The following is a 20209-nucleotide window of genomic DNA, read 5'->3' as shown; positions in this document are numbered from 1 at the left end:
CATCCCTCCGCTTGGTCGTCGGCCGATCTTCTAGTCGTCGGCCAATACTTGGTCGCCGCTGACACTTACCACAAGGTCGTCGCGATGGATCATCGCCGAGCGCGCCTCGTAGCCGAGCACATTTTCGATCTCGGCCGTCTTCAAACCCGCGATCCTTACGGCATCGGCGGCATCGTAGGCAACCAGCCCGCGCGCGATCTCGCGGCCCTCGGGCGACAGGATCGCCACCGTGTCGCCGCGCGCAAAATTGCCGCTGACGAGTTTCACGCCGGCCGGCAGCAGCGACTTGCCCGATTTCAGCGCGCCTATGGCGCCGGCGTCGACGGTGAGCCGGCCCGCCGGTTCCAATTGCCCGGCGATCCAGGTCTTGTAGCCCTTCACCGGATTGGCGCTCGGCTTGAAAAAGGTGGCGCGCTCGCCGCGCTCGATCGCCATCAGCGGCGACAACCTGGTGCCGGACGTGATGATCATCGCGGTGCCGGCGGCGTTGGCGATCTTGCCGGCATCGAGCTTGGTGCGCATGCCGCCGCGCGACAGCTCGGAAGCCGCCGCCCCCGCCATCGCCTCGATGTCCGGCGTGATGCGGTCGACGACGGGTATGAACTTCGCTTGCGGATCCCTGGCCGGCGGCGCCGTGTAGAGCCCGTCGATGTCGGAGAGCAGAACCAGCAGATCGGCGCCCATCATGGTCGCCACGCGCGCGGCCAGCCGGTCGTTGTCGCCATAGCGGATTTCCGACGTCGCCACCGTGTCGTTCTCGTTGATGACCGGCACCGCCCTCATCTTGAGCAGCGTCGAGATGGTCGCGCGCGCGTTGAGGTAGCGGCGGCGCTCCTCGGTGTCGCCGAGGGTCAAAAGAATCTGGCCCGATTTAAGCCCGTCCTTGCCGAGCGCGTCCGACCAGGCGCCGGCGAGCGCGATCTGGCCGACGGCGGCGGCAGCCTGGCTCTCCTCGAGCTTCAGCGCGCGCTTGCCGAGGCCGAGAATGGTGCGCCCCAGCGCGATCGCGCCCGAGGAGACGACGAGCACCTCGGCGCCGGCATCGGCAAGCACCGCGATGTCGTCGGCAAGCGAGCTCAGCCAGTCGCGTTTCAGGCCCGTCGCGCGGTCGACGAGCAGCGCCGAACCGATCTTCACGGTGATGCGCCGGTATGATTTCAGCGATTTCATGGGTCTTATCGCCAGCGCGTGTCGACGGGAGCCGGAACGGCATCGCGCGACTCGGCGACCACCGCCATCAGCGCGCGCAGCACCGCCTCGACGCCTTCGCCGGTGACGGCCGAGACAAGCAACGGCGCGCGGCCGGCGGCCCGCTTCAGCGAAGCCACCTTCTTCTTGCGGGCGTCCGCGTCGAGGATGTCGACCTGGGACAGCGCCACGATCTCGACCTTGTCGGTCAACCCATGGCCATAGGCTTCGAGCTCGGCGCGCACCGTCTTGTAGGCCTTGCCAGGGCTTTCTTCCTGCGCCGAGACGAGGTGGAGCAGCACCCGGGTGCGCTCGACATGGCCGAGGAAACGGTCGCCGATGCCCACCCCTTCATGCGCGCCCTCGATCAGGCCGGGAATATCCGCCAGCACGAATTCGCGGCCATCGATGCGGGCGACGCCGAGGCCGGGATAGAGCGTGGTGAACGGATAGTCGGCGATCTTCGGCTTGGCGGCGGTGACGGCGGCAAGGAAGGTCGATTTGCCGGCATTGGGCATCCCGACCAGGCCTGCGTCGGCGATCAGCTTGAGCCGGAGCCAGATGCTCAGCTCCTCGCCCGGCAGGCCGGGATTGGCGCGCCGCGGCGCCTGGTTGGTCGAGGTCTTGAAATGCTGGTTGCCAAAGCCGCCATTGCCGCCCTTGGCGAGCAGGAAGCGCTGGCCGACGACCGTCAAGTCGCAGATCAGCGTCTCATTGTCCTCGCCAAACACCTGCGTGCCCGCCGGCACTTTCAGCGTCACGTCGGCGCCCTTGGCGCCCGTCATGTTGCGGCCCATGCCGTGCGTGCCGGTCTTGGCCTTGAAATGCTGCTGGTAGCGATAGTCGATCAGCGTGTTCAGCCCGTCGACCGCTTCCACCCAGACATCGCCGCCGCGGCCGCCGTCGCCGCCATCCGGACCGCCGAACTCGATGAATTTCTCGCGACGAAACGACGTGGATCCGGCGCCGCCGTCGCCGGAACGTATGTAAACCTTGGCCTGGTCGAGGAATTTCATCGTCGTTTCAAGTTTCTGCTGATGTCCATGAGCGCTTGCTCTAAGGCATGCCTTAAACCAAGGCGGAGCCTAGGGCGAGGCCGATTTGCGACTAAAGCGCCGGATGCCCTTTTGCCAAGGACGCGGTAGCACTGTTGCGGGAGTGCTGGAGGGCGCGCGGGTGTGAAGATCGTTTCCTACAACATCCAATATGGTATCGGCCTTGATGGCAGATACGATGTCGGCCGCATTGCCGATGCCGTGCGCGGCGCCGATGTGATCGCGCTGCAGGAAGTGACCCGAAACAACCCGCGCAACGGCGACCGCGACATGGTGGCCGAGATCAGCGAGGCGCTGCCCGATTATTTTGCCGCCTATGGCAGCAATTTCGAGGTCAATATCGGCTCGCGCCTGGAGAACGGCCGCGCCATCTCGACCTCCTTCCAGCTCGGCAACATGGTGCTGTCGAAGACGCCCATTCATCTGTCGCGCAATCTCCTTTTGCCGCGCAGCCGCAGCCTCGAGGCCATGAACTTCCAACGCGGCGCATTGGAGGCGCTGATCGAAACGCCGCTCGGCTTCATTCGCTTCTATTCCACCCATCTCGACCATCGCAGCCCGGTCGAGCGCCAGAGCCAGATCCGCTTCCTGCGCCAGCGCCTCCTGAACTATGCGCTGGAAGGCGGCGGCCTGTCCGGCATTCCCGAGATCGGCCTGCCGGACCTGCCCTATCCGGAAGCCTTCATCGTCATGGGCGACTTCAACATGCTGCCGGGCTCCGCCGAATATGTCGAACTCGCCGGTCGTCCGGATCATGAATTCGGCATGCCGCTGACCGCCGATCTCGCCGTCGACGTCGCCCAGCGTCTTGCCGTCGCCGACCTCGTCACCTGGGTCGATCCCGAGCGGCCCAAAGACCAAAGCCGCCACAAATGCATCGACTACATCTTCACCAGCGCCTCGCTCGCCAGATCGCTGAAGCGCCTGTGGTCCGATCGCGACGCCGTCGGCTCCGACCATCTGCCGCTCTGGGCCGAACTGAGCTGAGCGCAATCTATCAAGTGCGCCCAAGATGGGTTGAGATTCAGGTCAGGCCGAGCCGAGAGTGGTGGCTTCCGAGAACCGGCCTACGCCGGCCGTAGCCTTCATGGAGCGGAGACCCTTATGAGGGCTTCGGCCGGCGAAGGCCGGAGCGGAGCGTGCTTGAAGCACGTGAGCACCGGAAGCGCAGGAAGCCGCCACTCGCAGGCCGGCATCACCTGAATATCGGCCCATCTCAGAAGTGGACCCAGTTGCGGAGGCTCGTCCACGTCTTGCGATCCAGGCGATAACGCTCGACCGGCACCTGGCCGGCGACGATCGAGTTCAGCATGCCCTGGCCGGCATACTGGAAGCCGCATTTGTGGATGACCCGGCGCGAGGCCGGATTGATCACCCTGGTCGAGGCGTGCAGCACCTGGATCGAGGTGTTCTGGAAGGCGAGGTCGACCAGCGCATGCGCGGCCTCGGTGGCATAGCCGCGCTTCCAGTAGGGCTCGCCGATCCAGTAGCCGAGCTCCAGCCCGCGATCGGTGGTGTTGAGCCCGGCGCAGCCGACGAAGGTGCCGGTGCCGGCGAGGGTCAGCGCATAGACGATGCCGGCGCGGCGCGATGCGGCCATGGCGAGGAAGGTGCGCGCTTCCGCTTCACCATAGGGATGCGGCATGCGGGCCAACATTTCGGCGACATGGCGGTTGTCGGCAAGCGTGACGAGTTGCTCGAGATCGCTCTCGCGCGGGGCGCGCATCACCAGCCGCTCGGTTGCCAGCACCGGGCAATCGATCGCGTAACTTTCGTCTTCGGTATCTTCCGCTTCGGCAACCATTTTAGTCCTCCAGGGCAAGAAAAATGAAAAAGGAGAGAGGGCAAGCCCATCTCTCCTGATCCTTTTCCTGGCCTGGCCAGACACCGGTTCCCGAGATGGGCGCCGGTGTTATGGTGCGGAACCGGCTACTCCGCTGCTTTGGTAATCGGGTTCACCGATACGTAGGTTCGGCCGTTGGCTTTCTTGTTGAAGGTGACCGCGCCGGCTTCGAGCGCAAAAAGGGTGTGGTCCGTGCCCATGCCGACATTGGTGCCCGGATGCCAGGTCGTGCCGCGTTGACGGATGATGATGTTGCCGGCGATGACGGCTTCGCCGCCGAACTTCTTCACGCCGAGACGCTTGGAGTGCGAATCGCGACCGTTGCGCGACGAACCGCCAGCTTTCTTGTGTGCCATTTGACTAACTCCGATGCGCCCTGAGGCGCTTGAATGGTCTTATGAACGCGTTCGCGTTCCGTTTCAAGTGCGCACCGGCGACGTTTGTCGCCGAGCCATCTTACTTCTTCGCCAGTTCCTTGGCCTGCTCGCGCCAGTCCTTGATCTGGTCGGCGCTGAACGGCATGTGCTCGTCGATCTTGGCGACATCCTTGTCGGAGAGCTTGGCGAGCTGCGCGAAGGTGACGATGCCCTGCTCGGCGAGATCCTTGGCCGCGACCGGGCCGATGCCCTTGATCACGGTCAGGTCGTCCGGCTCGCCCTTCGGCGCCTTGAACAGCGGCGCGGCCTTTGCCTCTTCGCCGGCGGCAGCCTCGGTCTTGGCTTCCTTCTTGGCCTTGGGCTCCTTCGGAGCCGTCTCGGCCTTCGCCTCGGCGGCGACTTCAGCCTTTGCCTCGGCCTTGGCTTCCGGCTTGGCGGCGGCCTTCTTCGACGGCTTGGCGCCACCCAGCAGGATCTCGGCGATCCGGACGGTGGTCAGAAGCTGGCGATGGCCGATCTTGCGGCGCGAATTCTGGCGGCGGCGCTTCTTGAAGGCGATGACAGTGCGGTTCTTGCCCTGCTCGACGACTTCCGCCGTGACCAGAGCGCCATCGACGAACGGTGCGCCGAAGGTGACATTCTCGCCCTCGCCATGCGCGAGCACATTGCCGATCTCGACGATATCGCCGACCTTGGCTTCGAGTTTCTCGATCTTCAGGAGATCGTTGGCGGCGACGCGATACTGCTTGCCGCCCGTTTTGATGACTGCGAACATTTTTTGCCTTTCGCTGTTCGGTCGGCCTCGATGAACAGCCTCGGGCGGTTCGGCCGTCTTTTTGTCAGTCTGCGGGTTCAAAAAACAAGCGGCGCGGAAGAGCTTCCACGCCGAATGCGGGCTGTCCCTAACCGAAGGTTGCGCCGGAGTCAAGGCAAGCGCGCCGCCCATCGCGATGCGCCGGGCGGCGTTGCCGGCAAATATCGGGCCGCCCCGTCGCAACCGCTTTTCGCGGAAGCGGGAAATCGCTCGAATAGGGCCTTGTAACTCCGGCGGTCAGCCGTTATCTAGCGCGCTGCGCCGGCAACGGCCGACCATGACCTCGCGGAGAGGTGGCAGAGTGGTCGAATGCACCGCACTCGAAATGCGGCATACTCGCAAGGGTATCGGGGGTTCGAATCCCTCCCTCTCCGCCATCCTGCTAATCGCACCCCACCGTTCACGGTCGTCCAGCACCCGTCCACGGTCGTCCAGAATTCCCAGTGTTCCGTCTATTAGCCTGCTAGGCCGAGCGTTTCCGTGCTTACCGACGCCGACAACCCAGATCTTGCGGCCTCCCCCAAGACGCACGTGCTGGCGCACGTGTTAAGCTTGAGAAGCGTGCGCCCGCCACTCTTCAATGGACTGAAGCAACTGCTGCCGATCGGCAATTGCGAGGCTAAGATCGCGAACCTCTCGGCCATTGTCCCAAGTCACAAAGGCTGATCGAAAGGCTGCCAGCGGCACATTCCCAAGGCATGCTGCTTCGATACCCGGCATGATGCGTTGTGCCTGTCGCTCCTCGTCTTTCCATTGCTGCAGCAGGCTTGAGGGCGACCTGTAGGTGTCTGCAATGGACTGCCTGTCGATCTCGATCCAGACCGCAACACCCCAGTTCAGGTGATGAGGAATGAAATATCCCCAGCTACTCGACGGGTATTTGAGTTCGTACTCTTCGACATCGAAGTTGGCGAACTCGAACAAGCTCACGCCGTCCAATGCCCTGACTAGGGGCGTGCCGCCCCAAAGCTTGCTGCGGGGAATTTCCGGGTGGGCTACGATGGCACCAGTGTCCAATACCTGCAGGAAACGATCTGGATGGGGAGCGTGCCAAAGACGCCCCTGGAGTCGGTCGTCAAGAATTCCTAGTCCGGCCATCTCAGCATCCCTCGCGTACCATCTTTACTAACCGTAGCTTGGACATTCGTCAGCACTGGACTGAGCGCTGCGGGCAAGCATTGGCCGGTCGACAGAACGGAGACCGACAATGGCACTGAAGCGTGCGCTCGACGCTGTTGTCGCCGATGCAGATGAGCGGCCGGGCACGCGCTTGGGTCCTGGCCACTGTAGACTGTGCAATTGTTAGGCTTTCGAATTCTTTGGCCCCCAGCCGCCACACTGTGTAAAGCCGAGTTGCCAACATCTGAACAGCGATCATATCTGAATTGGCGAACGGGTGATGCCGCCGGGAGGACAACGCGGCGGGCGTGTCCCCATAGGTTCTTCTAGCAGTAGCACCTCCAACAGTCTCTGCTATAAACGAGGCAGAAAAGGGGGGAAGGCAATGCCACTATTAGAGGAAGTTTTCAAACTATCCGGCGTTCCGACTTATACGTTTGTTGAGCCTCTTCGTTATGATGCCATTCTGGTGGCAGTGAGAACGCCGGGACGAAGCGTCGTCCTGGAGGGACCGTCTGGCATTGGAAAAACGTCAACAATAACCAAGGTCATCGAGGCGTTAGGCAAAGCAGGGAATATTCTTAGCCTCAGTGCCCGCAAACCGAATGACCTGGAAATGATCGATGCTTTGCCGACAATCGACAAGATTGGAACGGTGGTGATCGACGACTTTCACCGGCTGAACGACGGCCTTAAAGCGCGTCTGTCTGACTTTATGAAACTCCTTGCTGACAGCGGTGATGAAAACTCGCAGTTGATACTGCTAGGCATCAACAAAGCTGGCGATCAGCTCGTACACATTGCTCACGACCTGGGCATGCGTATCGACATCTTCAAGCTTGAGTCGAACCCTGACGAAAAGATTGAGGAGCTGATTTCAAAGGGCGAAGATGCCCTCAACATCAGGTTTCGTGATAAGGTAGCCATCGCGTTGCGATCACAGGGCAGCTTCCACATCGCACAAGTACTTTGCCATGCGCTCTGCATTGAAGCCGGTGTGACGGAAACCCAGCTCGAGACCAAGGCGATCGACTATTCGGTGGACGTGGTTGTCGAGAGGATCATGACGGACTTGGGCCGCCAGTTTATGAATGCCGCTATCTCCTTCGCTCAAGGCTCAAAGATCCGACGTGAGGGCCGCGCCCCCTACTTGCACATCCTGCGATGGCTCTCGCAAAGTGAAGATTGGTCGTTGGATTTGCAGGAGGCGCTTCGGGCCCATCCGGAACACAAGGCCAGTATCAGCCAAGTGCTGGAGAAGGGATTCTTCGAGACACTTCTGCGGGACAAGGCAGACGTGTTCGGATCGCTCTTCCATTACGAGCCCACGACCCGGGTACTGAGCGTCGAGGATCCAAAGTTCATCTTCTTTCTGCGCAATTTGGTATGGCGGCCTTTCGCGAAAAATGTTGGCTTCGCCGCAAGCACTTTCAAAAGCAGCTATGATTTCGCCCTGTCATTCGCTGGCGCCGAAAGAGCAATAGCAAAGCGGCTGTTCGACATTCTGACGGAACGGGAAATCGCGGTTTTCTATGACGAAAACGAGCAACATAACATCGTCGCACGCGACGTGGAGGAATATCTTGGCCGCATCTATCGGTCGGATGCCACCTATGTGGTCCCGCTCCTCTCTCAGGCCTATCCCACCAGAATCTGGACGAAGTTCGAGAGCGACAACTTTCGGGATCGCTTCGGCAAGGGTGCTGTAATTCCGGTCCGGTTCACCGATCTGAGGCCAGGCATGTTCTCAGACGAGCAGCGCTATGGGGGAGTGCCTTATAATCCAGCAGGCGACATGGAGAGCCCGCTACAAGAAATTGCCAATGTGCTGTCCAAACGCCTAGCGGAGGACAGGGCGGAAGAGGCGGCGCGCGAGGCAGTCAAGGTGGAGAGAGAAGTAGAGGCGGCAGAACCGACGTCCAAGGAGGCGAAGGTAGAAAAAGAGGTCTGACCGCGACGAGGAAGGCCATGCCCTGCTCAACCGTCTCCCTGTGATTTGCCGCGCCGCATGGTCACCTCTTGAGCCCGCTGCCCCAGATTGAGCAGCCTCGTGAGTGAGGTATGTTCCTTTCCCTCCTCTTCCTTGCCTGTGAGGCCAAAGGCAATAGGCGGCAAGCCGAGCGCCCTGCACACGTTGAGGAAGATAATAGTGGCGTCAACCTGTAACTCAGAATCCGCGTCCAGCGCAGAGTTATTATAGGGCTTGATTTCCGTGCAACTTCCGGGTCCTCGCCCCAGGGGGATGTACGCAGTCTGATCCTGAACTATAGGAACTCCATGTGTCGCTACAAAATCGGCAACCTCTTTCAAATCAACAAACGGGACACGGCGCCAAAAATTACTGAGTTGGACCTTATAGTAAACGCGCCAGCCCATACCCTCGCGCGACAGCAAGGCCCTCTTTCGCCGCATAATGGCATGGATGATGGAAAATAGTTGGCTGATATCGACGAGATGGAAATGCCGCATGTCGTGCTCAGAGAACTTCTTCAAATAGACAGAGCTGAATTCATAGCCTCTAAGGAAACTGGCAGCGTCGCGGACATCATCAACTTGTACAGCGTTTAGAGGAAGGGTGACTTCGCTTGCACAATCGAAATGGTACCGCCACGAGAACACCGTCCCTGTGGCGTTGTTGTTCCGTATCTGACGAGCTATGAACCCATTGCCTGTCGGGAATACGTTGTCGAAAGGAATGCCCCCGTCGTCGGTGCTGTTCATAAATGTTGCGAATTCTTCGAATTCGAGTTTGGAGTCGATCTGCCTTTCATCCCAAGGGTCAGGAAGAAAGCAGATACGCAGCGTGCTGATGTCCCCCTCAGCCTCTGACAGCCCGGGCTTGGTGCGGATAAATTTATCAAAAGCTTTTCTCCTGTCTTTGCCGCGCTGCCACAGCAGATCCAGGAAGTGACGGTCCGTTTCGGGCCTCGGCTCTGAAGAGTCTGCCACCCTGCGATATATGACGCCTGAGCCGTGCACATAGGGCGCGTTGTTCCCGGCAGGGATCCCAATTGCAATCACAGATTGGTCGGCTCCGATCCCCAGCTCTCCGTCGGGGCCGTTTAGAATTTTCGTTTCAAAGGTCGGAGAAGGTGACACCAAGGTGCTTGCAGCTTGCCGGATTGCCTGTTCGGCGGCAGCAACGTCCTTCGCCGGAATCCCCGGGAACTCTCCAGCAACTCGGCGGCCGTCGCCGGTCTCCTTGATTCCGTAGAATAGCCAGCCTCCATAGGTGTTCGCGAAAGCGCTCAGGGATTTGGCAATAGACCTCCCGTTTGGAATCTCCTGCTTGTATTCAACGTACCAGCCTTCAGGGACATCGCGCAGAGCAGCGAGATCGCCAACTTCCAACTCCCCGATCTGCTTCCCGAACGGATTGTAGCCATACATGCGTATCACCCAGCTTGATCACCAGCCTTTCGGCGAGATCAACATAGAGGCGTTCGGGGTGCCTGACGAGTTACAGCTATCTGCAAAACCTCCGCGCCGCTGGCATCCGCGTCAGCTTACCAGCGCAAGAGCGCGCCGGCATGTGCTCGCCGATGATGGCGATCGCCTTGTCGAGGGCATAGGAGTAGATGGGTTCGGCGGTCTGCTGCGGGTGGGTCATGGAGAGACCCAATCGGCTACATGGTTAGGCGCGACGCAGCCGCCACCTCCCGAAATGTACACGACCGGGGTGCGCCCGCCGAGCACCGTGGCCGGATGAGGAATCTCGACTTCCTTTGGAGACCCCTCGCGCGGCCCGGTCCAGACCTGGATCACATCGCCGACGGTGTGGGTCTTATTGAAGCGGTCGCAAGCGACCTACATTTCTTTCGGGGAACGCAGCCGAGGAGGCGATTTACGTTATGCAACAAACTGTGGAACATCGTTTTGCTGGAAGCCTTGGTTTCCTTGGCTTCCGGGCGAAGAGTCGGATCCCTCCCTCTCCGCCATCATGCTTCGCTCTCCGAGCTTAGCGGGATCAGCGCAATCTTCCGCGCGAAGCGGGTGCCCTCCATTGCTTTGGCGAAGGAGGGCCGGAATCTCGGGCTTAAAACCACGCGTCTCGATCGATCCATGCTCCGGCCGTGAAGTAGCGCACAGTCGCGTGACAAAAATCCGGCCATGGTCGATGCTATATGATCTCAGGCGATCATCCTGCGGAGGCCTTCGACATGCGCTCTGGATGGAATCCAACAGGGTCCGGCCGGCTTTTGGATTGCCTTTCGGCCGGGCCAGCCATAGCGGCTGTCCTTGCAATTGCGTTTTCCCTTTCGCCTTCGCATGCGGAAGCTGCAAAGCATCGCCTGCCGAGCGACTACAAATGGGGCCGTTGCCTGCTTGTCGTGGAGGGCCAGACCCGCATATCCGGAAGATGCTCCTATCAAATCGAGAAGGGTGGCGATTTCAACATCCAGGGGCCCAAGCAGGTTTTTGCCGGCATCGACTATCCCGATCCGCATAGCGGGGCCGGTGAAATGTCCAAGGATTACTGGGCCGTTGTCTATAAGGACGGTGATTCCTGGGCAGGCTATTCGAACTCGGAGATCGACGAGACCCACGGCGGCGAAAGGTGGGAAGACCTTCGCCGCGAAGGCGCGTGCTACGTCGGGAAGGACGTCAAGATATGCCTTTGGCATTGACAGGGCAGAGCCCCGGGCCTTTGCCTCGCATGGGGCTGAGCCGGCGATCCGCCATCAACCCGCCACATCCGCCTCGCGGATGAAGTCGCGCAGAATTTCCATGTCCCAGGACAGCGGACGGTCGTCGCTGTAATGCGCGACGCGCTGGCGGATGGCACGATAGATCGCATCGGTGCCCGGCGCCCGCGCGGCCTTGCCGGCCAGGAAATCATGCGCCTGCGCGGCTGCCATGAGTTCGATCGCCAGGATGTATTCGGCATTGTCGATCACGGCCAGCAGCTTGTTGGCAGCCACGGTCGGGTGGGCGAGGAAATCCTCCTGCAAGCCGGATGTGACGCCGCCATCCGTCGCCGCCGGCGCGGCAAGGCGCCGGTTGACGTTGCTGAGCGACGTGGCGGTGTACTGGGCGATCATGAAACCCGAATTGCAGCCGCCTTCGGCAGCTAGAAAGGCCGGCAGGTTGTTGACCAGCGGATTGACCAGGCGGTCGATGCGGCGTTCGCTCATGGCCGCGACCTGCGCGAGCGCAATCGTCAGGCCGTCGGCGATCTGCCCGAGCGCGGCCGCGACCGGATGCGCCTGCGAAAACACCTGAGGCTCCTCTGGCGTACCCGCCACCGCGGGATTGTCGGTGACCGAAGCCAGTTCGCGGTCAACCAGAAGTGCTGAACGCTCCAGCACCTCGCGCGCCGCGCCATGCACATGCGGCACCGCGCGCAGGCTGAGCGCGTCCTGCGTGCGGCTGCCCTGCGCGGCCGCGATCAGGCCACTGCCGTCGAGCAGGCGCCGCAGTGCGGCACCCACCGCCTGAATGCCGGGCGACGGCTTCATGGCCAGCACCGTTGCGTCGAAGGCCGCCATCTGCCCGCCGGCGGCTTCCAGCGTCAACGCTGCCGCGGCATCGGCCCAATTGAGCAGACGCTCGGCGCGAACCAGCGCGATGCTTGTCAGGCCGGTGGCGCATGCCGTGCCGTTGACGAGACTCAAGCCTTCCTTGGCGCCCAGCACCAGCGGCTCCAGGCCGATCTCGGCCAGCGCCTGACGGCCGCTCATCCTGCGCCCGGCAACAGTCGCCCGGCCCTCGCCGATAAGCACCAGCGCGATATGGGCGTTGTGCGTCAGATATCCGGCCGACCCGCGGGACGGAACATCCGGAACGCAACCGCGCTCGAGGAAGGTGAGCAGGTTGCGCACGATCTGAGGCCGCACTCCCGAATGGCCATGCGCGAAATTCGCCACCTGCACCGCAATGACGGCGCGGATGCTGCGCTCGGGCACCAGTTCGCCGACGCCGCAGGCGTGACTGAGAATGATGTTGCGCGACAGCTTTTCCTGCAGTGCCGGCGCCACCACCTGGCTTGCCAGCGCGCCGACCCCGGTATTCACGCCATAGGCTCGAATGCCCTTTTCGACGAGGCTTGTCACGATGCGGTTCGCGTGCGCGATGCGATCCCAGGCGGCGTCGGTCAGCGCCAGGTTTTCGCCGTCGCCGACGCGCACGATGTCGCGCCAGCTTGCGGCATTGTCGATGATTATTGTCATTCGTGGAGTCCACCCGGGCGAGCTGATAGCTGTCGAAGGTTTGCGCCGGTTGGCAAGTCCCCGGCGGCAGCATCGTACCTAAAGCTTCTCGAGCACGGCTCCTGTCGGAATTTCGCCGCGGCGGCGGGACAAAAGTGAAAACTTGATGCAACTCGGCTCGCCCCGATCGGCGTTCGGTGACCGCGGCCATGGAATTGTCTCTAAAGCCCGGCAGCCCGGCGGCAGCGCCTGACCTAAGCCGCGCGATGCGCCGCGATCGCGCTCAGGAAAACCTCGCCGAACTCCTTGAGCTTGGCGGCGCCGACGCCGTTCACTTCGGCAAAGTCGTCGAGGTCTTGCGGGCGGCGCTCGGCCATGTCGATCAAGGTGCGGTCGGAGAACACCACGTAGGCCGGCACTTGGCGTTCCTTGGCGAGCCGTAGCCGCAACGTCTTGAGCGTTGCCAGAAGCGATGCATCGACGCCCTCGCCATCCGTGACCGAGCCGTGCGCGGCGCGCTTCCTGCCGCGCGCGAGACGATCCCGGCCCTCGACACGATATTCGAACGCAACCTCGCCACGGCCGAGCGCGCGGCCGCTTTCCGAGATGGCGAGACCGCCATGGCCGTCGGGATCCGGCACCAGGAAGCCGCCGGCGACAAGTTGCCGGACGAGCGACAGCCAGACCGGCTTCCTGTGCACGATGCCGGCCTTGAAGCTGGTAAGCTTCTGATGGCCCCTGGCCAGCACCTTTTCGGTCTCATGGCCGAGCAGGATGTCGATGACATGGGCGGCGCCGAAGCGCTCGCCGCTCTGCGCGACCGCCGAAAGGATGATGCGCGCCTCGGCGCTGCCATCGGCGCGCGGCGCCTGGTCGAGGCAGTTGTCGCAATTGCCGCAGGCCTGCGCCTCCTCGCCGAAATAGCCGAGCAGCACCTGGCGCCGGCACTGCGCCGTCTCGCAATAGCCGATCAGCGTGTCGAGCCGGCGATGCGCCCGTCTTTTGTGCTCGGGTGCGGTATCCTCGTCGTCGATGAACATCCGGCGCGTACGGATGTCGCCGGCACCGTAGAGCATATGCGCTTCCGCCGACCGGCCGTCGCGTCCGGCGCGGCCGATCTCCTGGTAATACGCCTCCAGGCTGCCGGGCAGGTCGGTGTGGAAGACATAGGCGACATCGGGCTTGTCGATGCCCATGCCGAAAGCGATGGTCGCCACCATGACGACACCCGACAGGCTCATGAACGCGTTCTGGTTGGCCTCGCGCGCCTCCTTGCTCATGCCGGCATGATAGGCGAGCGCGTGCACGCCGTTCTTCTCCAGGAAGGCCGCCATTTCCTCCGTCTTGCGGCGCGACAGGCAATAGATGATGCCACTCTTGCCCTGGTGACGCTCGATGAAACGCAGCAGCTGGCGCTTGCTGTCCTGCTTGGGCTCTATCGCCAGCTTGATGTTGGGCCGGTCGAAGCCCAGCACCAGGGTTTCGGCCCGCCCGGCGAACAGCCGCGCTTCGATGTCGGCCCGCGTGGCCTCGTCCGCCGTCGCCGTCAGCGCGATGATGGGGACTTGCGGAAACAACCCGCGCAACCGCGACAGGTCCTCATATTCGCGTCGGAAGGCCGGGCCCCATTGCGAGATGCAATGCGCCTCGTCGATGGCGATCAGGCCGACATCGAGCCGCGACAAGGCTTCGAGCATCCGCTCCGTCATCAGCCGCTCCGGCGCCATGTAGAGCAGCCGCGTCTGCCCGGACGCGACACGGCGCCAGGCCGCGACATTGGCGTCGCGGTCGAGCGAGGAATTGATCGTGTCGGCGGCCACGCCGGCAAGGCGCAAGGCGGCGACCTGGTCCTGCATCAGCGCCACCAGCGGCGAAACCACGATGGTCAGCCCGCCCTTGACCAGCGCCGGCACCTGATAGCAGAGCGACTTGCCGGCGCCCGTCGGCATGACCGCCAGCACATGGCGCCCGGCCAGCAACGCCTCGATCACGCTCGCCTGCCCGGGGCGAAAATCGTCGAAGCCGAACACATCCTTCAGGACGCGCCGCTTGTGATCCTCGGCCCGCAGGCCAGCTGTCTGTGCCGGCATCAGGTAGGCACCTGACGGATAGTGGTTTTCGGGAGGATATGAAGACCGGTCAATGATTCACCATGTGATGCTTTGAAGTAGCGCAGCCGTCATCCGGCCACAACCGCGCTTTGCGGAATGCTCTCGCCTCGCGCCGATGTCGTCATCGAAAAGCCATCGCTGGCACACCGGCTGGAGAATTCCAGGTGCTATGGATCCATGCAGCCCGCTGCTGGTGGCGGGCGCGCTCCGAAGGAACCCTCGCATGATCGACCCCGCCACGCTCGTCACCTACATTGCGGTGGTGCTCGGCTTTGTCTTCATCCCGGGGCCGGCAACACTGCTCACGGTCGCTCGGGCGACGAGCTCCGGCACGAAGGTCGGCATTGCCACCGGCGCAGGCGTCGCCGCGGGCGACGTGATCCACACCATCATGGCCATCATCGGCATCTCCGCCATCATCGCCGCCTCGGCGATGCTGTTCAGCATCGTCAAATATATCGGCGCGGCCTATCTCGTTTACCTCGGCATCCGCGCCATTGTCGAAAAGGCGCCGGCCGACCTGGCAGGCAGGACGCTGCCCATTTCCGCGGGCCGGGCCTTCCGGCAGGCGATCCTGACCGAAGTGCTCAATCCGAAGACTGCTCTGTTCTTCCTGGCCTTCCTGCCGCAATTCGTGCACCCGCAAGAGGGTTTCGTGGCGCTGCAGCTGATGACGCTCGGCATCATCTTTGTCCTGCTCGGGCTCTTCAGCACCGTCGTCTTCGCCGTCAGCGCGGGCGGCCTGGGTTCCTTCCTGCGCCGCAATCCGGCGGTGCTGAAATGGCAGGGCAAGGTGGTCGGCGGCATCTATTGCGCGCTCGGCATACGCCTGGCGCTGCAGCAGCGCTGAGACGTTTCAGCTAGTGCAATTCACCGTTTCCCGAAACCCGGCGAAATGCCCTAAAGGAAATCGGCCCGGCAAGGCGCAAAGCTGTCGACCAGCCGCCCTGCCTCCATCGCCTTGACGCCATGCACGAGATTGGATGGCACGATGAAGCTGCTTCCCGTTTCGAGGACCTCCGATCGACCGTCGATGGTGACCTCGAAACGGCCCTCGGCGACATAGCTTGCCTGCACATGCGGATGCGAATGCAGCGCCCCGACGCCGCCCTTCTCGAAGGCGAACTCAACCATCATCAATTCATCGGTGTGCACCAGCACGCGCCGCCTGTTGCCGTCCGCCGTCGGCTCCCAGGCTTTTTCGCCCGCGTGGGAAAAGATATCGCTCATCGCAGTAACCTTCGTTCGACATTGGCAGGAAACGGTCATCGCGCCAGCCAGCCGCCATCGACCGGCACCACCGCGCCATGCATATAGTCCGACGCCGGCGCCAACAGGAACACGGCTGCGTCGCCTATATCCGTGGGCTGGCCCCAGCGCCCGGCCGGGATGCGCCCAAGGATGGCGGCGCTGCGATCGGGGTCGGCACGTAAGGCTTCGGTGTTGTTGGTCTCGATATAGCCCGGCGCGATGCCGTTGACGTTGATGCCTTTGGCCGCCCATTCGCAGGCGAGCAGCCTTGTGAGGCCGAGCACGCCGTGCTTCGAGGCCGTGTAGGAGGCGACACGGATGCCGCCTTGGAAGCTCAGCACCGAGCCTATGTTGACGATCTTGCCGCGCCGTTCCGGCTCCGCCAGCACCCGCCTTGCGAAACCCTGGCAGAGGCGAAAGACCGTCTTCAGATTGACGTCCATCACCTCGTCCCAGTCGGCTTCGCTGAGCTCCACCGCATCGGCGCGCCGGATGATGCCGGCATTGTTGACGAGCCCGTCGAGCGGGCCACTGTCGTCCCAAACCCGGTCGAGCATGGCGGCGGCCTCGGCCGGATCGCCGAGATCGGCCTTGACCGCCTCGAAGCTGCCCCCCTCCGCCGCGACCTTCCCAGCCGTGTCATCCATGGCCGAACGACCGACGCCGACGACTAGGCCGCCGGCGCGCGCGACCGACACGGCGATACCTTGCCCGATGCCGGTGTTGGCGCCGGTGACCAGGATGCGCTTGCCCGCGAGGCTGAAGGCGGAAAGATCGTTCAAGCTCGCCCTGCCCTTCGCCCGCTGCCGATCCAGGGATCGGCCGTTCCGCGCATGTGGCGGCGCCCCTTCACAGGCGATAGGCCTTCTTGGCAAGCGCGTAGGCCAACTCCCCGGCCAGTTCATGCGCCTCGTCCTCGCGCAGCCGATGCTCGCCCACCAGCCGCGCCAGGAAGGCGCAGTCGACGCGGCGGGCGACGTCGTGGCGCGCCGGAATCGAGGGAAAGGCCCGCGTGTCGTCGTTGAAGCCGACGGTGTTGTAGAAACCGGCCGTCTCCGTGGTCATCTCACGGAAGCGGCGCATGCCTTCCGGGCTGTCGTGGAACCACCAGGCCGGACCGAGCCTGAGCGCCGGATAGACGCCGGCGAGCGGCGCCAGCTCGCGCGCATAGCTCGCCTCATCCAGCGTGAAGAGGATAACGGTGAGGTCGCGCTCCAGCCCAACGCAGTCGAGCAGCGGCTTCAGCGCCGTCACATAGTCGGTGCGGGTCGGGATATCGAAGCCCTTGTCGCGGCCGAACCGCTGGAAGACCGCAGGCGAATGATTGCGCCAGGAGCCCGGATGAATCTGCATCACCAGGCCGTCGTCGCGGCTCATCTTGGCCATCTCGGTCAGCATCTGGGCGCGAAACAGCCGCCGTTCGCGCTCGTCGCCGGAGCCGTGCCGGATGCGGTTGAACAGCTCCTGTGCCGCCGCGTCGGAGAGATTGGCGGTCTCGGCGGTCGGATGGCCGTGATCGGATGAGGTCGCCCCGAATTCCTTGAAATAGGCGCGGCGCTTGCGATGCGCATCGAGATAGCCGGCCCATGCGCCGGTGTCGCATCCGGTGATCTCTCCCAGCCGGTCCAGATTGGCCGAGAACCCTTCGAAGTCGGGATCGACCACGGCGTCCGGACGGTAAGTGGTGACGACGCGACCCTTCCAGCCGCTGTCCCGGATCATCCGGTGCCATTTGAGGTCGTCGAGCGCGCCTTCGGTCGTCGCGATCACCTCGATGTTGAAACGCTCGAACAGCACCCGCGGACGATAGTCGTCGCGCTGCAGCAGCGCGGCGATCGTGTCGTAGGCGCGGTCGGCGCTGGCTGCGGTCAGCGGCTCGCCGATGCCGAACAGATGCTCAAGCACATGGTCGAGCCAAAGCCGCGTCGGCGTGCCACGGAAGAGGTGGTAATGCTCGGCGAAGCGCCGCCAGATCGCGCGGCCGTCGGTCTCGATAGGCGCCCCGTCCAGCGTCGCCACGCCGAGTTCTTCCAGCTGCACGCCCTGACTAAGCAGCATGCGGAAAATGTAATGGTCCGGCACGATGAGCAGTTGTGCGGGATCTGGAAACGGCTCGTTGAGCGCGTACCAGCGCGGGTCGGTGTGACCATGCGGGCTGACGATGGGCCGGTCTTTCACGCCGGCATAAAGGGCACGGGCCAATGCGCGCGAATTCGCCTCGGGCGGAAACAGCAGATCGGGATCGGTCGGCGCGATCATCGAAAAGGCGGCTCCTCCAATGCACGTCGCCGGAGGTGCGCGGCGGTTCGAGCAACGACCTGCATCAGCAAAAAGACCTGAAGCGCCTCGCCGAGGTCCGTTTCAGCGCGACGCGCTTTAGGGTCGGTATCGGTACGGTCGGCCAACGATGATGTCAACGCGGTCGTCCAGCCGCCGCCTCTTGCGGTCGGCAAGCCGCCTCTTGCGGTCGGCAGGCCTCGGCCTTCTTGCGGCGGTGGGGAACAGGTGATACGCCGCGTGTGCTCCACCGCAAGGGACATCGACATGCCGCTCCACCGAAGCCCCTCAGCCGTTTTGGTGCCATGACCCGCGGCCGCCTTTCCGACAGCGCGCTGCCGTCCTTGCCAAGCGAGGTTTTGGTGCCGGCCTATGATCGGGCCAGCATCACCCCCGGCATCGTGCATCTTGGCGTCGGCGCCTTTCACCGTGCCCATCAGGCCGCCTATGTCGATGCCTGCCTGGCGGCCGGCGAGAGCGATTGGGGCATCATCGGCGTATCGCTGCGCAGCCCCGACACGCGCGATGCGCTCGCGCCGCAGGACGGGCTCTACACGCTAGCGATCAGGGACAGCGCCGGCGAGCAGCTTGAGGTCGTCGGCTCGATCCTGTCCTTGCTCGTCGCTCCGGAGAACCCTGACGCGGTGCTCGCCGCGCTGACCGACCCGCGTACCCGCATCGTTACGCTGACCATCACCGAAAAAGCCTATCTCAGGGCGGCCGACGGCACGCTCGACGGCGCGCACCCCGATATCGTCCACGATCTCGCCAACCCCGGATCGCCGAAGACGGCGCATGGATTTCTCGCCGAGGCGCTGGCGCGCAGGCGGGCGGCCGGCACGCCGGCCTTTACGGTCCTGTGCTGCGACAACCTGCCTGCCAACGGTGCCACGCTGCATCGCCTGCTGATCGAATATGCGAAGCTCCGGGATTCACGGCTCATCCGCCAGGATGATGCCGGGCTTATCCGCCAGGATGATGCACGGCTCGCCCGACAGGGCGATGCCGACCTCGCGCGCCATATCGCCGATGACGTGGCCTTCCCGTCTTCCATGGTCGACCGCATCGTGCCGGCAACGACGGACGCGGACCGGGCGCGTGTTGCGCAGCAACTTGGCCTTGAGGACGCCTGGCCGGTGATGACCGAGCCGTTCCGGCAATGGGTGATCGAGGACCGCTTTCCCGCCGGACGCCCGGCCTGGGAGAAGTTCGGCGTCACCATGGTCGAGGATGTCGGCCCGTTCGAGGACATGAAGCTGAGGTTGCTCAACGGCGCGCATTCGGGCATCGCCTATCTCGGCCTGCTCAGCGGCCACGCCACAGTCGACCGCGCCTTTGCCGATCCGTCGATACGGCAGTTCGTGGACTGGCTGTGGGCCGAGGCCATTCCGACGCTGCCGCAGGATGCCGGGCTCGATCCGATCCCCTACACGGCTGAGCTTGCCGACCGCTTTTCCAACACCGCGCTCGCCCACCGCACCGCGCAGATCGCCAATGACGGCAGCCAGAAACTGCCGCAGCGCATCGTCGCCTCCGCGCTTGCGAGGTTCGAAGCGGGTCTGCTGCCGGAGCATCTGTCGCTGGTTGTCGCCGCCTGGATCGCCGCCTGCGCCGCGCGCGGCAAGACTTTGCCCGAGGGCCACTTCACCGATCCGCTCGATGCCGCGCTGGCCGACCTGTTCAGCCGCAACCTGCCGACTGCTCAGATGACGGCGGCCGTGTTCGATCTCGCCGGCTTCGCCAAGGGCCATCCGGAACGCCGGAAATTGATCGAGTTTGTCGCCACGCATCTCGTCCATTTCAAGCAGGGCGGCCCAAAGGTGGCATTCGCCGCGCTCGGCATTGGCAATGAACCGCCAAGGCCGGCTGAGTAGCTAGTTCCTCAACGCAGAAGTTTTGACCGGTTGGCTGGTGTGCGTTGGCAGATACCATGCCTTGGCGATTGGCCGGGACACCTATCGCGGTCGTCATCCACGGGCGGAGCAAGGAGCGAAGCGACGCGCGCAGACCCGAGGATCCATGCCG

At 63.3% G+C, this 20209-nt stretch carries 17 protein-coding genes and 1 tRNA gene; 6 read left to right on the top strand and 12 right to left on the bottom strand.

All coding sequences use genetic code 11. The features are described from left to right. Positions 1-30 precede the first annotated feature (30 nt). Positions 31-1170 (bottom strand): glutamate 5-kinase, encoded by a 1140-nt coding sequence (proB, locus tag RFM52_RS31130; RefSeq protein ID WP_320297602.1) that lies wholly within the window; start codon positions 1168-1170, stop codon positions 31-33. 5 nt (positions 1171-1175) lie between these two features. Beyond that, positions 1176-2204 (bottom strand): GTPase ObgE, encoded by a 1029-nt coding sequence (gene obgE, locus RFM52_RS31125; RefSeq protein ID WP_320297601.1) that lies wholly within the window; start codon positions 2202-2204, stop codon positions 1176-1178. Positions 2205-2366: 162 nt separating this feature from the next. Here obgE and RFM52_RS31120 point away from each other — a divergent pair, with 162 nt between their 5' ends. After that, complete coding sequence (locus tag RFM52_RS31120; RefSeq protein ID WP_320297600.1) at positions 2367-3230, top strand: endonuclease/exonuclease/phosphatase family protein; 864 nt, start codon at positions 2367-2369, stop codon at positions 3228-3230. Positions 3231-3459: 229 nt separating this feature from the next. Here the strand turns inward: RFM52_RS31120 and RFM52_RS31115 are convergent, their stop codons facing one another. The 3 genes from RFM52_RS31115 to RFM52_RS31105 all read right to left on the bottom strand — a co-directional run bounded on the left by RFM52_RS31115 (position 3460) and on the right by RFM52_RS31105 (position 5238). Continuing rightward, a complete protein-coding gene (locus RFM52_RS31115; RefSeq protein ID WP_320297599.1) occupies positions 3460-4047 on the bottom strand; it encodes a GNAT family N-acetyltransferase in 588 nt (195 codons plus the stop codon). Between the two features lie 125 nt (positions 4048-4172). Next, positions 4173-4442, bottom strand: coding sequence for a 50S ribosomal protein L27 (gene rpmA, locus RFM52_RS31110; protein ID WP_140801833.1), 270 nt, complete (start codon positions 4440-4442; stop codon positions 4173-4175). Between the two features lie 100 nt (positions 4443-4542). Continuing rightward, on the bottom strand, positions 4543-5238 hold the full coding sequence (locus RFM52_RS31105; protein ID WP_320297598.1) for a 50S ribosomal protein L21: 696 nt from the start codon (positions 5236-5238) through the stop codon (positions 4543-4545). A gap of 326 nt (positions 5239-5564) precedes the next feature. Here RFM52_RS31105 and RFM52_RS31100 point away from each other — a divergent pair. Next, positions 5565-5654 (top strand) — tRNA-Ser (locus RFM52_RS31100). A gap of 169 nt (positions 5655-5823) precedes the next feature. On the opposite strand, the gene RFM52_RS31095 is transcribed toward RFM52_RS31100, so the two are convergent. Beyond that, complete coding sequence (locus RFM52_RS31095) at positions 5824-6375, bottom strand: hypothetical protein (RefSeq protein WP_320297597.1); 552 nt, start codon at positions 6373-6375, stop codon at positions 5824-5826. A 406-nt stretch (positions 6376-6781) separates the two neighbouring features. Here RFM52_RS31095 and RFM52_RS31090 point away from each other — a divergent pair, with 406 nt between their 5' ends. Next, complete coding sequence (locus RFM52_RS31090; RefSeq protein ID WP_320297596.1) at positions 6782-8347, top strand: TIR domain-containing protein; 1566 nt, start codon at positions 6782-6784, stop codon at positions 8345-8347. A 26-nt stretch (positions 8348-8373) separates the two neighbouring features. Here the strand turns inward: RFM52_RS31090 and RFM52_RS31085 are convergent, their stop codons facing one another. Beyond that, positions 8374-9786 carry an AlbA family DNA-binding domain-containing protein gene (locus RFM52_RS31085; RefSeq protein ID WP_320297595.1) on the bottom strand — a complete coding sequence of 471 codons (1413 nt, stop codon included), beginning with the start codon at positions 9784-9786 and terminating at the stop codon, positions 8374-8376. A gap of 734 nt (positions 9787-10520) precedes the next feature. On the opposite strand from RFM52_RS31085, the gene RFM52_RS31080 reads away from it, so the two are divergent. Beyond that, positions 10521-11024, top strand: a complete 504-nt coding sequence (locus tag RFM52_RS31080; protein WP_320297594.1) for a hypothetical protein — start codon at positions 10521-10523, stop codon at positions 11022-11024. A 54-nt stretch (positions 11025-11078) separates the two neighbouring features. On the opposite strand, the gene RFM52_RS31075 is transcribed toward RFM52_RS31080, so the two are convergent. Next, positions 11079-12566, bottom strand: a complete 1488-nt coding sequence (locus RFM52_RS31075; protein ID WP_320297593.1) for an HAL/PAL/TAL family ammonia-lyase — start codon at positions 12564-12566, stop codon at positions 11079-11081. A gap of 233 nt (positions 12567-12799) precedes the next feature. Then, positions 12800-14635, bottom strand: a complete 1836-nt coding sequence (recQ, locus tag RFM52_RS31070) for a DNA helicase RecQ (RefSeq protein WP_320297592.1) — start codon at positions 14633-14635, stop codon at positions 12800-12802. A 244-nt stretch (positions 14636-14879) separates the two neighbouring features. Here recQ and RFM52_RS31065 point away from each other — a divergent pair, with 244 nt between their 5' ends. Next, complete coding sequence (locus RFM52_RS31065) at positions 14880-15506, top strand: LysE family translocator (RefSeq protein WP_320297591.1); 627 nt, start codon at positions 14880-14882, stop codon at positions 15504-15506. Between the two features lie 50 nt (positions 15507-15556). Here RFM52_RS31065 and RFM52_RS31060 read toward each other — a convergent pair whose 3' ends face one another. The 3 genes from RFM52_RS31060 to uxaC form a co-directional block, all read right to left on the bottom strand. Next, positions 15557-15886 (bottom strand): cupin domain-containing protein, encoded by a 330-nt coding sequence (locus RFM52_RS31060; protein WP_320297590.1) that lies wholly within the window; start codon positions 15884-15886, stop codon positions 15557-15559. A 35-nt stretch (positions 15887-15921) separates the two neighbouring features. Beyond that, positions 15922-16689, bottom strand: a complete 768-nt coding sequence (gene kduD, locus RFM52_RS31055; protein ID WP_320297589.1) for a 2-dehydro-3-deoxy-D-gluconate 5-dehydrogenase KduD — start codon at positions 16687-16689, stop codon at positions 15922-15924. Positions 16690-16756: 67 nt separating this feature from the next. Then, complete coding sequence (gene uxaC, locus RFM52_RS31050) at positions 16757-18166, bottom strand: glucuronate isomerase (RefSeq protein WP_320297588.1); 1410 nt, start codon at positions 18164-18166, stop codon at positions 16757-16759. Between the two features lie 323 nt (positions 18167-18489). Between uxaC and RFM52_RS31045 the strand changes: the two genes are divergently transcribed. Further along, on the top strand, positions 18490-20058 hold the full coding sequence (locus tag RFM52_RS31045; RefSeq protein ID WP_320297587.1) for a mannitol dehydrogenase family protein: 1569 nt from the start codon (positions 18490-18492) through the stop codon (positions 20056-20058). The last annotated feature ends 151 nt before the right edge of the window (positions 20059-20209 follow it).

The organism is Mesorhizobium humile (assembly GCF_033977215.1).
Lineage (GTDB): Bacteria > Pseudomonadota > Alphaproteobacteria > Rhizobiales > Rhizobiaceae > Mesorhizobium > Mesorhizobium humile.
This window is presented reverse-complemented; position numbering and strand designations above follow the sequence as displayed.